Raw genomic sequence first — 14,588 nt, 5'->3', positions numbered from 1 at the left:
TTAGTATGGACGAAAAAGATTGGACAGCGATAAGGGTGCTTTATGAAGAAAAAAGCATCACTCGTGCCGCAGAGCGTTTATATATTTCTCAGCCTGCATTAACCTACCGACTTAAAAACTTGGAGAAAGAGTTTGGAACAAGTATTTTCTTTAAAATCAAGGGTGGTATCGAATTCACTTCCGAAGGGATACATTTAGCTGGTTATGCAGAGGAAATGGTCAAAAAACTGCAGCAAACCAAAGATTATATGTTGAATATGCAAAATGAGGTAAGAGGCACGTTACGGCTGGGGGTTTCCAGTAATTTCGCCCAATATAAGCTTCCAAAATTATTGAAAAGTTTTTCTACCCAATTTCCTCATGTCCAATTTAATGTCAATACAGGATGGAGTACGGAAATTATGCACCTTCTTGATTCTTCGAGTGTCCAATTGGGCATTTTACGGGGGAATTATGAATGGTATGGGATTAAAACGTTGCTGCATAAAGAAAGACTTTGCTTAATTTCTAAAAAACAGGTCGATTTGGATAATCTTCCGGAACTTCCGTTCATCAATTACAAAACTGATAGTTCGCTAAAAAACTTAATTAACGGCTGGTGGCACGACAGATTCTCGGAACCTCCGCTCGTTACCATGGAGACGGATCGGCAGGAAACGTGCAAAGAGATGGTTAAAAACGATCTTGGCGTTTCCATATTGCCGGAAATATGCATGCAGCCAGCCGATAACTTGCATACGTACGGATTATCCTATAAAAATGGAGAACCTGTATTAAGAAATACATGGTTAATGTATAACCAAGAAGCATTAAAGCTATCTTCCGTTAAAAACTTCATTGATTTTTTAAATAAAAACGCCACTCTCTGAACATATGGCACAATGAAAATGGTTCCCCATTTTCATTGTGCTTTTTATTTTTTGATTTTGGATTATAAGTTTTTTTTTATAAAAACAATAAAAATCATGTATTTTACTTATTTAAAATTTTGTAATATTCTAAAAAAAGAATGAGAGTTGGAAACTATAAGACTGGTTTACCTTTTGTAGCTGATTCATTTTGTAAGCGATTTCTTTATAGGAGGGGAATATCATACTTACTTTTCTTGGTGTTTCAATGGTCGTCATCTTCACTTACTTAATTATGTCCAAACGTTTGTCTCCGGTTACAGCCTTGACGATTGTCCCTATCATTTTTGCCCTCATTGGCGGTTTTGGTTCCAAACTTGGGGATATGATGCTTGAAGGGTTAAAAGTTGTTGCTCCTTCAGCTGCCTTACTATTGTTCGCCATCTTGTTTTTCGGAATCCTTATTGATGCAGGCCTATTCGATCCGCTTATCAAATCGATGTTGAAAATCGTGAAGGGAGATCCAGTGAAGATAGCAATAGGAACTGCCGTGATAGCCATGACCGTGGCTTTGGACGGTGATGGAACCACGACGCATATGATTACGGTTTCTGCCATGCTGCCGCTTTACTTGAGGCTTGGCATGAATCCCCTCATTCTTGCTACGATATCCATGCTTTCCGTAAGTATCATGAGTGGAATGACGCCTTGGGGAGGCCCTGCCACAAGAGCGATCGCCTCTTTAGGTTTACATGCAAATGAGTTCTTCATTCCGATCATCCCAACCATGCTGGCCGGTATGGCTGCCATTCTTTTTACTGCCTATGTACTTGGAAAACAGGAGCGTAAGAAGCTTGGCATCGTTCAAATCCATTACGCTCCAGGAATGAAAGTAGCTCTTGATGAGGCAGCGGTCACTTCCGTCATGCCTGATGATGTAAAGCGGCCAAAATTAATTTGGATCAACCTTATCTTAACGCTTGCGGTCATGGTCGTCCTGGTAATGGGATTAATACCGGTACCTGTTTTATTCCTGATTGGTTTTGTTCTTGCTTCAATCATCAATTATCCTAATTTGGAGCAGCAAAGGGAACGGGTCATGGCCCATGCTGGCAACGCCATAACGGTAGTAACATTGGTCTTTGCGGCTGGGATTTTCACGGGGATATTTTCAGGCACTAAAATGGTTAATGCGATCGCAAATTCACTAGTCGCCATCATTCCAGATTCTTTAGGCTCATTTTTCCCTTTGGTCGTTGCCTTGACCAGCATGCCCTTTACATTCGTCTTATCCAATGATGCTTATTACTTTGGGGTTCTCCCCATCCTTGCTGAAGCAGGTGCTGCATATGGAGTGAATCCATTGGAAGTTGCCCGGGCTTCCGTACTGGGCCAGCCGATACATTTTTTAAGTCCGCTCGTTGCTTCGACGCTTCTAATAGTAGGTATGGTAAAAACGGATATCGGTGAACTGCAGCGGTTTGCATTTAAATGGGCCCTTATTTGTTCATTAATTCTCATCATTGTTGCTATTTTGACGGGAGCTATCACATAATCATCCAACTTTCTAGGAAAACGGGACTGCCGCATAAAACCCATTTGAAAAGATTCATGCGACAGCCCCGTCTACATTATAGGATCCTAATTAGATGCTTCAATGATTATGTTCACGATTCTTTTCGCCAAATTCATGACCGTGTATAGACGGGTATCATTTAAAAATTGCATCGTTGGCAACGGATCGATATAATTGACCATCCCCACGATATGAAAATCGCCCACTTCCGGCAAAATCTTTTTCAAGGCTTTTCCAGGTACAAGCGGTCCCTCTTTCAGGAAAACATCCCCCACTTGGTTTTGCTCGCCTAAACAGGCATCCACACTAAAAATAAGTGGCTTTTTGAATTTTTTATTGATTTCTTTTAATGTTTCCTCCAAATTAAATGCATGTACAGGTTTTTCCAAAGTGCCATAAACACGATACGGCACTTGATGTTCTTTAAGCATCGTTCCTACTAATGGGCCTAAAGAATCTCCTATGGAACGGTCGGAACCTATGCAGAGAAAGATGATATTCTCGTATGGATAACCGGAATTCCGAATTATCTCTTTCATATTTAATGCCAATCTATCTAATTTTCCATTGTGAAGTTCCACAGACCTCTGCTCCTTTTTATCGTGATTCTCTACAATTATACGGATAAATGAAAGCAAATGTATGCAGAATTAAGCAGATGTTTGGGAGTATATATTTTTTGCCTGACCCCAATGATTCAATAGCCGGAAGAATGGCGGCAATATAATGCAGACGATTATAATTCGGAGTACTTGCACCGCGATGATGAATGTAGAATCTGCACCCATCAGGATCGATGTGGTTGTCATTTCAGCAATGCCGCCAGGAGCGAATGCAAGAACAGTGGTAATAAGAGCGATTCCCGTTACTTTTGAAACGATAAAAGCACACATGATCATCGAAAAAATAAGACCTATCGTACTTAATAAAGCCACGATTATCGTCCGCTTCAACCCTATGAACATGTCTCTTTGGAATCGTCCGCCAATACTGGATGCAATGAACACTTGTGATACGATCATCACTGCATGCGGCCACCATGAAACGATATCATGCCCCATATAAAATGACGCCGATGATTGAAAGATGGCTACTCCGACCATGCTCCCGATTAACCAGGGGGCAGGAAATTTAAGATACTTGGCCAATTGATGCCCGCTGCATGCAACCACTATTAATAGCATTGTCCAAAGCAGCTTTCCCATTTCAAAAGGTGCGGCAGTCTGGGTGGGATAGACGACCTGATCGGCATGACTGCCGGGCCATGAAGAGACAATGAGCGGAATAATGAGGATAACCAAGAAAACACGCATGGTTTGAATGATGCTGACGACGGCAGTATTTGCCCCTACTTCTTCCGCAATGCCTGGCATGGCGGACAATCCGCCTGGAGCCGTTCCAAAAAAACTAGTCAGCATATCCGTTTTGCTATATTTCCATAGGATAAAACCAGAAAGTAAAGAAAAAATGATAGATATAAGAAGCATGAGGATAATGGTCATCCAATGCTCCCTGAAAATATGTAAAAACGACAAATTTATTTTCTGGCCAAGTTCAATTCCTAAAATGCACTGCCCTATTAACAGCCAGTATTTAGGAACTCCCCTTTTCTTTTCAGCATGATTCAATAATGATGGCCTTAAAAATGATAATAAGGCTGCCGCCAGAAACGTACCAATCATCCAGCCAATGGAGAGGCCTGTCAACGAGAGCAAAAATCCCCCCATGCTACTTAAGGCTATAAACCAAGCATTTAAAACAAAAGTATTCCATTTCATATAAACAGCCTTCTTTCATCCCTAATAAAGATTACACCGCTAAATCCAATTCACATTACAAATATAGTATAATCGTAGAAATAAATATAATATTGAATTATTATATTTAACCATAACCAAAAGTTATTTCTAATTCATTGGGGGAGAATTTTATGGATGAAAGGGACTGGATCGTTCTCCAAACTCTTTATAATGAGAAAAATATAACAAACGCAGCTAGAGTATTATATCTTTCACAGCCTGCTTTAACGAATCGATTGAAAGCGATGGAAAAGCATTTTGGAGTTCGGATCGTCAACAGAGGCCGCCGCGGCATTCAATTTACGCCGCAGGGAGAGTATTTGGTAAAAAGCGCTCAGGAGATGTTATGGCATATCCAAAGGATAAAAGAAACGGTTTTGAATATGGAGGATCAGGTTTCGGGAGTATTGAGATTAGGCGTTTCGACTTTCTTTACGGATTATAAACTTCCAGGGCTATTAAAGCTTTTTAAAGCTCAGTATCCTGATATCGAATTCAAGGTAACAACGGGATTGAGCAGCCGAATTACCCACTTGATGCATAATCAAGAGGTTCATATCGCCTTTGTAAAAGGAGATCACAGATGGAATGACCAAAAGAAATTGCTCTTTGAAGAAAGTATTTGCATCGCTTCTAAAGAAGCAATTGATATCCGCCTCCTTCCCACCTTGCCAAGAATCGATTACCAGACTGATCCATTGCTTAAGAATGATGTGGATAATTGGTGGGCAGAAAACTATTCCCAACCTCCGCTAGTCAGCATCAACGTCGACAAAGCTGATACATGCAAAAAAATGGTTGCGAATGGGCTAGGATACGCAATCATGCCTACCATGATATTGAATGATCTGGATGATATCCACAAAATTGACATCAAAACAAAAACTGGGGAAAAGATCATCCGAAAGACCTGGATGTATTACCATGAACAATCTTTGGAGTTGAATATTGTAAAAGCGTTCGTTGAATTCATAGACGGGATTGACTTGCAAACCATTTCATAATCCATGCTGCAAAATATCGATATAAACGGGAAAGATGGCAAGACAAACTGCACTGCCTCATCGCTTTCCTTACATCCCTTAATCGTTCTATGTAGGGCCGATAGCCAAGATCTTTGATGGAGCAGACATCACTTGGTTCATTGGCTTAGCTGCTATATCCAATTTCTCATTTTGAAGAAATTGAATGCAGCTTTACTTGACCGTACAAAAGATCGGCATCATGAATTCCTTAAAAGAAAACAAAATAAAAAAATGCCAAGTAATCTATAAAGGATTTTTTAAAAAAATAGAGAATGAACAAATGATCAAACGAGTAACAAGGAATACTTTATTACACTATGCCTTTTTAATGAAGACACACTCTTCATAAATTAAAAACTGCCCCAGCAAGTCCATCATTGAAGAAAGCAGCACCTGTTAGTAACTTTCATTTTTTCGTAAGATGGACTTTCTGAAGGTACACTCCTTTCTAGGTTAATAGCTAATCCAAGCAATAACCTGCCCTTCATGAAGCTACGGATGAACCTGCTTAAGAGCCCTTACTTCAAATAGTTTAGCAATCTAATAATTGTTATTGACAATGATTATCATTCCTATTAATATTTGAAGTAGTCTTTGAAAATGACTATCATTATTTTTCACAATTATTTGTAAGTTTTTACCTATACTAAAACCAGCAAGGAGAAAATCAATATGAAAAAGCTTTTCATCCCATTCTTACTGTTGTTCGTACTTATTCTCAGCGCTTGTGGGAACAACGAGAAAGCGAACGAAAATAAAGAAGACAAGTCTAAATCGAAAACGGTTACATATCAATCAGAGACAGGCCCTGTCAAGATTCCTGCTAATCCAAAAAGAATAATCGCTCTTTCCAATGGCCCTAATGTTCTGGCTTTAGATGGAAATATCGTCGGGATTGATCAATGGACGAATATGAACCCCCTTTTTAAAGATAAGCTAAAGGGAGTCGAAGTCGTATCAGAGGATAACCTGGAGAAGATCATTGAACTTGAACCAGACCTTATCATAGCTGGATCGGAAATGAAAAACATCAAAAAACTTAATGAAATTGCCCCTACTGTCGTATTCACGTGGGGAAAATTGGATTATTTATCACAGCAAGTCGAAATCGGAAAACTCTTAAACAAAGAAAAGGAAGCCAAAGATTGGGTTAATGATTTCAAAGAGCGTGCAAATTCTGCCGGAGAAAAGATCCGCGCAAAAATCGGTGAAGATGCAACCGTATCTGTCATTGAAAACGATGCTAAGGAATTCTATGTGTTTGGAAATAATTTTGCACGCGGAACGGAAATATTGTATCAAGCAATGAATTTGAAAATGCCTGAAAAAGTAAAAGAAAAAGCACTTAAACCAGGCGTTTATACCCTGTCATCCGAGGTGCTTCCTGAGTATACCGGAGATTATATCATTTTCAGTAAAAACCCTGATGTTGAAAATTCATTTGTGGGCACCGAAACATGGAAAAACATACCTGCAGTCAAAAACGGTCATATCTTTGAAATCAATAGTAAAGCGTCGACCTACAGTGATCCAATCACTTTAGATCACCTGCTAGAGTTTTTCGAAAAATCTTTTCTTAACAGCTAATATATAAAGAAGGAATTCTTATTAAAAGAATTCCTTCTTTCAGTTTGTAGACAAAAGGGGTTCGGAATTAAAAAATTCCGAACCCCTTTTGAAATTCCTTTGAAATTTTGACCAAAGGTTACGAGATTTGGGCTCTTCGAGCCACTATGTTAAGCCATTTTAGGACCTTGCCATGTCCAAGTGGCCATCTTCTTTACATTCATGGCAGCGAAAGTAAGCATCGCCTGCATCGACAATTTTTTAAGTCCCCTTAAAGTAGTCCAACGCATACCATGCTTTTCTTTTGCATCTGCGAATACACGCTCAATCGTTTCTTTGCGTTTCGCATATATAGGTTTTACCTCTTGATGATGACGCAGATGATCTGCTTCTTCCACATATGCTTGCCAGATATGCCGTGTCACTACTTTTTGATGGTCTTTGCTTTCCGTACACCGTGATAAAAATGAGCATGTTGCACAAATTTGTTTGGGCGATTTGTACTCGCGATAGCCCTCTTTATTTGTTGTTGAGTACTTTAAAGTTTCTCCCGAAGGGCAAAGGTAACAATCAAAGTGTTCATCGTAAACATAGTCATGTTTGCGAAAGAATCCTTCTTTTGTACGAGGACGTGTATAGGGTAAAGCAGGTGTGATTTCTTTGTTAAATAGGTAGCTTGTAATCGCTGGTGTTTTATAAGCTGCATCTGCGGCAACTGCTTCTGGTTTTCCAACTTTCTCAATCACTTGCTCAACAAGTGGCTCCAAAATATGACTGTCATGTGTATTACCAGGTGTTACAATCGTTCCCAATACAAAACCGTTGCCGTCTGCGGCCGCATGGAATGAATAGGCAAACTGTTTTGTTCGTTCATCTTTCACATAGTAGCCACTCTCAGGATCCGTAGTACTTTCTTTAATTGCTTTGGTTTCTTCCTTATCAAATTTATCTGGTGGAAAAGGCTTCTTTCCATGGTTTTCACGATCTTGATTGATTTCTTCTTGAAGACGTCCTTGATACGCTCGTGTTTCTTTACGAACGATTTTCTTTTCAAATTTCCGTTTATTCGCACTGGCTTTCACATGGGTGGAATCCACGAAAACGTGTTCTACACTTATTAACTTTTTATTAGCAGCTGTCATTAAAATGCGACAGAAAATCTGTTCAAACAGGTCTGTATCTTTAAAGCGTCGCTCATAATTTTTTCCGAACGTAGAGAAATGAGGTACTTTATCATGGAAACCATAGCCTAAGAACCAACGGTAAGCCATATTGGTTTCAACTTCTTCAATCGTTTTACGCATGGAACGAATACCGAAGGTATATTGAATGAAAGTCAGTTTAACTAAAATAACTGGATCAATACTTGGGCGTCCTACCTCTGAGTACATATCTTTCACCAAGTCATAAATGAAAGTGAAGTCAATGGCAGCCTCCATTTTACGAACCAAATGGTTCGGTGGCACCAGTTGATCTAAAGTAATCATTTCAAGTTGATCTCGCTGAATAGAATCATGTTTAGAAAGCATCCTCATCACCTCAAGTTTTAATACTTCAATTTTAAAACAAAAATGACTCCAGTCAAAAGTGTTCTATCTAAAAGGTAAGACAAAGTTGATTGGAACGGAAGGTACGAGACTCCTGCGGGAAAAGCGCGTCTAGGGGAGACCCCGCAGGCAAAGCCGAGGAGGCTCCCCGACCGCCCGCGGAAAGCGAGTGCCTGGAGTGGAAATCAACGTCTAAATTGTACAGGCCATAAAAATAGACAAACTCGATTTTCATCGAGTTTGTCTACAGTCTGAAAGAAGGAATTCTTATTAAAAGAATTCCTTCTTTATTTTTGTTTTCGTTACGATAGCTCTTTTATTTGTTTCGTAAGCTCTTTGAACCGGAGGTCAAGTTCGGCATAGTCTTTATTGTTTGGTGTCATGAAACTTAGCTTCCCTAAAACTTCCTGCCTTTCCGTTTCAAGCTGCAGGCGCATTTCTTCCTTATTATCTTGTTGCGGCGCCACTTCATTCAATTGTTTGTGCATTTCATTATTTTCAATGATGATTTTTGAAGTTGTGGTTTTTTCCAGGAAATAGCGATCATGCGATACGACCAATAGCGTACCATTGTATTGTGCTAACGTTTCTTCAAGCTGTTCACGTGAAGCTAAGTCAAGATGATTCGTTGGTTCATCCAAGATAAGGACATCCTTCTCTTCCAGAATATATTTCATTAGCTTACACTTCACACGTTCCCCCATGCTCATATTCATAATGGGCTCTGTCCATTGAGAAGCCATGAATCCTAAATGCTTCATTAAATTTTGAACGTGTCCCCTCTCTTCAAATGTTTCTTTATGAAATAATTGTTCAGGTGTTTGAGCAAGCGGCAAGTCGAAAACCTCTTGTGTTAAATAACCAATGTTTGCTGATGGTGAAATCCATATGTCCCCTGCTGCCTTTTCCTGCCCAACGATCAATTTCAAAAAAGTCGTTTTCCCGCTGCCATTCGCGCCAGAAATCGAAACCTTATCTCCATGCTGGATCGTAAAGTTGGAGGCTTTAAAAAGAGTTCGCCCATCAAATGATTTCGTTAAACTTTTCACTTCCAAAAAGCGTTTTCCCACTTTTTTATTTGCAGTCATTGAGAAGCGAACGGTATATTCTGATTCAAGGGGTTCGATTTTAATCTTTTCAAGTTCTTTTTCAAGCCTTTTTTGTTTCGACTTTACTTGTGCATCCATCCGCTTGGCCTTTACACGATAGAATTCTTTGGGGAATTCCTTTTTTGTCGATTGTGCGTGCGCTTTTTTAGACCAATTTGTGAGCTCATTCATTTGACCTTCAATGCGCTCAACCATTTTTTGCTGTTTGTCATATTCTCGTTGCTGTGTTTGCCTTTTCTGTTCACGGAATTTCATATAACTGGAATAATTCCCTTTGTGACTGATGAGCGTTTTATTTTCGATGGACCAGATTTTTGTTGCAACAGCATCCAAAAAATAACGATCATGTGATACAAGAATAACCGTACCTTTTAAAGCTTTTAACTGTTTTGTGAGGAGATCTAAGCTCTGTTCATCAAGATGATTTGTCGGTTCATCCAATAATAATAGGTCTGCATCTTGTGCGAATCCTCTTGCAAGTCGCGCTTTCAATTTTTCTCCGCCGCTTAACGTTTTGAAGTCAACATTTGGAACATGCCACTTTTCCAATAATTCCCCTTCCTTAGGAATGACGGCGTCAAAGGAATGCGACTCGGTTTCTTGTTCAACCATGGTGACTTTAAGATCGTTCACGATTTGTTTAATTTGGCCTTCAGTCGGTGAATCGTCATTGTTCAGCAACCGCAGCAAGGTGGTTTTTCCAGCACCGTTTTTTCCGATGATGCCAATGATATCACCTTGCTGCACCGTCACATTCACCTTTTCAAAAATCGTATGATCCTTTATTTCAAAACATATATTTTGTAATTGCATTAATTCTTTCATTCGAATCCACCCTTTTTGTAGGGAGAATAAAAAAATCCTCCCAATTATTTTGGAAGGATTAGTCTCATTTACCGCACTGAAATAAGCTATCTCGCTTTACAGCTCTAAATAGCTCAAGAGATGATGGAAAAATGGGCAGACTAATCCTATATTATTATCATTCGAAATATTACATTTCAAAATCTAAAAATAAGATTAGTTATCCATCGTCCACCCATCATCCCTTTCCATTTATAGTTAATTAAATTTTAACACTTATGAACAAATATCGCAATGAACCAATGACAGGGAATTCGCCTTTTTTATGAATCGGCGGGACTCCCAAACTGATTGCACCATAAAAAAACGTTTTAAGCCTGGAATCGTTCTTCGCGAATTTCTTTTTGAACGCTGATTCTTCTCACGATAAAGATGAGGACAAAAGCTCCCAATAAGCAGGTTGCCCCTCCTGCTCCCATCAAGACAAAAGAAACTCCGAGCCACTTGGCGAGAAGTGATCCCAAAGCAGGGGCAATAAGCATGGAGAAGGTTTGTACTGAGGTGGACGCAGCTGAGACTCTTCCCATCATTTGCTTAGGTGTCTCCGATTGTAAAATAAATCCATAGGGGACAGACTCACCTGAACCCATGAAACCAAGGAAGAATGCGCCAATCACCCAGGCTAAAACGGGAAGCTGTACAATTTCCATACCACCAAGGCCCATTATGATGATTAATGATCCGCTAAAAAGAAATGCAATTGACATCAAATGAATCGGTTTTCTTTTCCAATGAGTCCAGCTGCCCATTAATAAAGAGCCTGCCACACTTCCTAAACCTACAGCACTGATCAGCAATCCAAAATTCCCTTTCGTGAAACCTAGATTTTGCGCAATAAATACAAACAGTCCGTCGTACAGGAAAATGATAAAAAATGCTACAGAGGAGAGGATAACTGAGCTTTTTAATATTGGGGTATGTGAAATGTGCTTAATGCCCTCCAATAGTTCTTTCCAATAATGTCCGTCATCCCTTTTTTTATTTTCAGCAAGATGTTCTTTTTCATCCATGTTGGGAAGAGTTAATAAAAACAAAATGGCGATGAAAAAACCTGCAGCTTCAAATAAAAATGGACTTTTTGTTCCAAACAAAAATATGAGGCCTCCCCCTAATGCAGGACCAATGATTTTCATCGAATTAACGGAAAGCTGGCTAAGTGTTACCGCCTCAGGAAGAAAGTCGTCAGGTACCGTAAACCTAATCACACTTTGTCTCGCAGGATCGTAAATGGCCGAGACCGTTCCTTTCAAGAATACAAATATTAAAAGCATAGAAAGGTTAGGGGCAAGAAACATCCCTCCGACAAACGTGATTCTTAAAAACAAACAAATGATCATCATTTGCTTTTTGGGTAGGCGATCGACAAATACACTTGCAAAGGGACCTATTATGACCCAAGGAAGCCCCAATGTAATGATCACTGCGGCGATGGCTGTTTCATCCAGCCCCCAATGATAAGCAACAATGACTTGTAAAGCAATAAAATCAAGCCAGTTACCCAGATCCGAAAATAGCTGAGCTCCGAATAATGATCGAAATGGACGAAATTTCAAAGGCTCAAATACCCCAGCTTTCATATGTTACTTCCCCTTTACGCTTTGGCCTCTTCGTCTTGCTAGCAGTTTTTCAGTGTTTCCATTTGGATCCTGACCTTTTGGAAGGTGATTATTTTCCAATGCATGTATGGATTCTTCTATCCACTTTAACTCAGCCTCAAGCCGTAATTCAGAATAGCGAATGGACAACATGCCAACATCACTGATGTAAGAAATACCATTAGTGGGCCAATCTTTTACAAATCCAAGCAAATCTTCGGTCTTCTCTTTTCTTTTTAGGAGATGACTGATTAATATTGAGCTTTCCATATCTTCATGCCAAGTGGACATCTTCATTAACAATTCATCTCTTATAATGGGATAGGCAGGCGGGAGCTGCAGCCAGTTTTCAAACTCCTGCCACCCTTTTGCGGTAAGTTCATAAAGTTTCTTTTTTCGTCCCCCTTCTTCTTGTTCAATGGGATGAACAAGCCCTTCTTCTTCTAACTTCTTTAATTTCGGATAAATACTCCCATAACTCATTCCCCAGTATAGGCCGGCAGCTTTATGCTCAAATTCTGCTTTAATATTGTATCCTGTGCTGGGCCAAAAGCTTAATACAGCAAGAATCGATTGCTCAATTGACAACTCAACCCACCCTTTCCTCATATAACCATGATATATCAATATGATATGTCTATTTAGAGAGATAATCAACCGTATAATAAAATATTTCAACCAATTCGCTTGTATATCCCTGCCTTGTTTACTCAAGTCACTTCATCATCCATGTAAGGCTTTTACTAATAATCAACTATTTCTGGAAATGACGTTAATGCAAAAAAAGAACCTTCAATCCACTTACGATTGAAGGTTCCGGTATTTATTTCCAAAAATTAACTATAAGCTAATTCTTTTTTTTTGCTTAGTCCAAGCGCCTCGGCTGTTGAAGAATGAACCTCATTCAGAAGCTCTGGATTATCCATAAGTGACATTCCATAAGAAGGAATCATTTCTTTTAGTTTTGGCTCCCACTCTTCGATATGTTGCGGGAAGCATTTTTTGAATACCTCAAGCATGACGTGCACGGCAGTGGAAGCACCTGGAGAAGCTCCCAATAATGCTGCAATCGATCCATCAGCGGCACTAACGACCTCCGTACCGAATTGAAGCGTCCCTTTGCCGCCTTCAGCAGTGTCTTTGATGACCTGCACACGTTGTCCAGCGACCACTAAATCCCAATCCTCGCTTTTGGCATTCGGAATGAATTCTTTTAACTCTTCCATGCGCTGTTCTTTCGATAACATGACTTGCTGGATCAGGTATTTTGTCAATGACATTTCTTTTGCGCCTGCTGCCAGCATGGTTAAAAGATTATTTGGTTTAACCGATGTGACTAAATCGAGCATGGAACCTGTTTTTAGGAACTTCGGAGAGAAGCCGGCAAATGGTCCAAATAGCAACGATTTTTTATTGTCGATAAAGCGTGTATCCAGATGCGGAACAGACATTGGCGGAGCACCGACCTTAGCTTTTCCGTAAACTTTTGCATTATGCTGTGCAACAACTTCTGGATTATTGCAAACCATGAAAATGCCGCTTACCGGGAATCCGCCGATGTGTTTTCCTTCAGGAATGCCGGATTTTTGCAGTAAATGCAGGCTTCCGCCCCCGCCGCCGATAAAGACGAACTTGGCCGTATGGTGTTCGACGTTGCCGTTATCGACATTACGCACTTTTAATTCCCATGAGCCATCGTCAGTCCGTTTCATATTATCCACACTATGTTTATATTTGATATCGACGTTTTTCGTCTTTAAGTGATCGAACAGCATATTCGTCAAAGCGCCAAAGTTGACATCCGTTCCAGTGTCGATCTTCGTTGCCGCTATCGCTTCTTTCGATTGACGATCTTGCATGATAAGCGGAATCCATTCCATCAGCTTTGCTGGGTCTTCGGAAAATTCCATTCCTTTGAACAATGGATTGTTTGATAATGCTTCAAAACGTTTCTTTAAGAACGTTATATCTTTATCTCCTTGTACCATACTCATATGTGGCAATGGCATGATAAAGTCCTCTGGATTTTTTATCAGCTTCCGGTTAACAAGATACGACCAAAACTGGGTTGAAAGCTGAAATTGTTCATTGATTTTAATGGCTTTGCTAATATCTATAGATCCGTCCGGTCTTTCAGTTGTGTAGTTTAGCTCACACAGGGCTGCGTGCCCCGTTCCCGCATTGTTCCACTCGTTAGAGCTTTCCTCTCCCGCGCTTTCAAGCTTCTCAAACACTTTGATATCCCATGCCGGTACTAATTCTTTCAGAAGTGTCCCCAAAGTGGCACTCATGATTCCGGCGCCAATTAAGATGACGTCTGTTTTAGTTTCTCTGTTGCTCATTTTAACCTTCCTCACTCCCTATTTTTGCAGAAAGGATGTAGGCGCTCCTGCATAGGCGTCACACCAAGTCAAGGCGTGACTTAGTCACACACCTTTTCTGTCTCAATTATACCCCTATAATAGTGTAATACAATTGTTAATAGAATAAAATAACTACTATTACTATATTGCTAAAATTTAGTTTGATGAGGTAATGAATTTAAGCAAGAAAAAACTGCCTTACACATTGCCGCACTCCCTAAAACTCAAGCGCCGCCAGTCCGTGAAAGATCTTATTGAAATGCATTTTCTTTCAATCGGTTTCCTTACCTTAATAT

11 protein-coding genes are annotated in these 14,588 nt (G+C 39.9%); 4 read left to right on the top strand and 7 right to left on the bottom strand.

The window, feature by feature from the left end; genetic code table 11:
* Window positions 1-5 precede the first annotated feature (5 nt).
* Window positions 6-869 carry a LysR family transcriptional regulator gene (locus tag MHI53_RS04425; RefSeq protein ID WP_100532692.1) on the top strand — a complete coding sequence of 288 codons (864 nt, stop codon included), beginning with the start codon at window positions 6-8 and terminating at the stop codon, window positions 867-869.
* Between the two features lie 223 nt (window positions 870-1,092).
* On the top strand, window positions 1,093-2,403 hold the full coding sequence (locus tag MHI53_RS04420) for a citrate:proton symporter (RefSeq protein WP_061140211.1): 1,311 nt from the start codon (window positions 1,093-1,095) through the stop codon (window positions 2,401-2,403).
* A gap of 86 nt (window positions 2,404-2,489) precedes the next feature.
* Here the strand turns inward: MHI53_RS04420 and yyaC are convergent, their stop codons facing one another.
* Window positions 2,490-3,005, bottom strand: coding sequence for a spore protease YyaC (yyaC, locus tag MHI53_RS04415; protein WP_340372863.1), 516 nt, complete (start codon window positions 3,003-3,005; stop codon window positions 2,490-2,492).
* A gap of 69 nt (window positions 3,006-3,074) precedes the next feature.
* On the bottom strand, window positions 3,075-4,202 hold the full coding sequence (locus tag MHI53_RS04410) for an AbrB family transcriptional regulator (RefSeq protein WP_340372862.1): 1,128 nt from the start codon (window positions 4,200-4,202) through the stop codon (window positions 3,075-3,077).
* 152 nt (window positions 4,203-4,354) lie between these two features.
* Here MHI53_RS04410 and MHI53_RS04405 point away from each other — a divergent pair, with 152 nt between their 5' ends.
* Window positions 4,355-5,227 carry a LysR family transcriptional regulator gene (locus MHI53_RS04405; RefSeq protein WP_061140209.1) on the top strand — a complete coding sequence of 291 codons (873 nt, stop codon included), beginning with the start codon at window positions 4,355-4,357 and terminating at the stop codon, window positions 5,225-5,227.
* Between the two features lie 693 nt (window positions 5,228-5,920).
* Complete coding sequence (locus tag MHI53_RS04400) at window positions 5,921-6,835, top strand: iron-hydroxamate ABC transporter substrate-binding protein (RefSeq protein ID WP_340372861.1); 915 nt, start codon at window positions 5,921-5,923, stop codon at window positions 6,833-6,835.
* Between the two features lie 149 nt (window positions 6,836-6,984).
* Here MHI53_RS04400 and MHI53_RS04395 read toward each other — a convergent pair whose 3' ends face one another.
* From MHI53_RS04395 to MHI53_RS04375, 5 genes are all read right to left on the bottom strand, one after another.
* Window positions 6,985-8,343: an IS1182 family transposase gene (locus MHI53_RS04395; RefSeq protein ID WP_340371729.1), complete on the bottom strand. Its 1,359-nt coding sequence runs from the start codon at window positions 8,341-8,343 to the stop codon at window positions 6,985-6,987.
* Between the two features lie 320 nt (window positions 8,344-8,663).
* On the bottom strand, window positions 8,664-10,295 hold the full coding sequence (gene abc-f, locus MHI53_RS04390) for an ABC-F type ribosomal protection protein (protein ID WP_340372860.1): 1,632 nt from the start codon (window positions 10,293-10,295) through the stop codon (window positions 8,664-8,666).
* Between the two features lie 350 nt (window positions 10,296-10,645).
* Complete coding sequence (locus MHI53_RS04385; protein ID WP_340372859.1) at window positions 10,646-11,911, bottom strand: MFS transporter; 1,266 nt, start codon at window positions 11,909-11,911, stop codon at window positions 10,646-10,648.
* A 3-nt stretch (window positions 11,912-11,914) separates the two neighbouring features.
* Complete coding sequence (locus MHI53_RS04380) at window positions 11,915-12,643, bottom strand: PadR family transcriptional regulator (protein ID WP_340372858.1); 729 nt, start codon at window positions 12,641-12,643, stop codon at window positions 11,915-11,917.
* Between the two features lie 122 nt (window positions 12,644-12,765).
* On the bottom strand, window positions 12,766-14,271 hold the full coding sequence (locus tag MHI53_RS04375) for a malate:quinone oxidoreductase (protein ID WP_340372857.1): 1,506 nt from the start codon (window positions 14,269-14,271) through the stop codon (window positions 12,766-12,768).
* Window positions 14,272-14,588 lie beyond the last annotated feature (317 nt).

This window comes from Peribacillus sp. FSL E2-0218, from assembly GCF_037992945.1.
In the GTDB taxonomy this organism is placed as follows: domain Bacteria; phylum Bacillota; class Bacilli; order Bacillales; family DSM-1321; genus Peribacillus; species Peribacillus simplex_B.
Note: the sequence above shows the minus strand (reverse complement) of the source record. Positions and strands in the feature narration are given on the sequence as shown.

Coding starts and splice junctions, on each gene's coding strand:
- abc-f (WP_340372860.1), bottom strand. CDS start 10,295: ATGAAAGAATTAATGCAATTACAAAATATATGTTTTGAAATAAAGGAT.
- MHI53_RS04385 (WP_340372859.1), bottom strand. CDS start 11,911: ATGAAAGCTGGGGTATTTGAGCCTTTGAAATTTCGTCCATTTCGATCA.
- MHI53_RS04410 (WP_340372862.1), bottom strand. CDS start 4,202: ATGAAATGGAATACTTTTGTTTTAAATGCTTGGTTTATAGCCTTAAGT.
- MHI53_RS04405 (WP_061140209.1), top strand. CDS start 4,355: ATGGATGAAAGGGACTGGATCGTTCTCCAAACTCTTTATAATGAGAAA.
- MHI53_RS04425 (WP_100532692.1), top strand. CDS start 6: ATGGACGAAAAAGATTGGACAGCGATAAGGGTGCTTTATGAAGAAAAA.
- MHI53_RS04400 (WP_340372861.1), top strand. CDS start 5,921: ATGAAAAAGCTTTTCATCCCATTCTTACTGTTGTTCGTACTTATTCTC.
- MHI53_RS04395 (WP_340371729.1), bottom strand. CDS start 8,343: ATGCTTTCTAAACATGATTCTATTCAGCGAGATCAACTTGAAATGATT.
- MHI53_RS04375 (WP_340372857.1), bottom strand. CDS start 14,271: ATGAGCAACAGAGAAACTAAAACAGACGTCATCTTAATTGGCGCCGGA.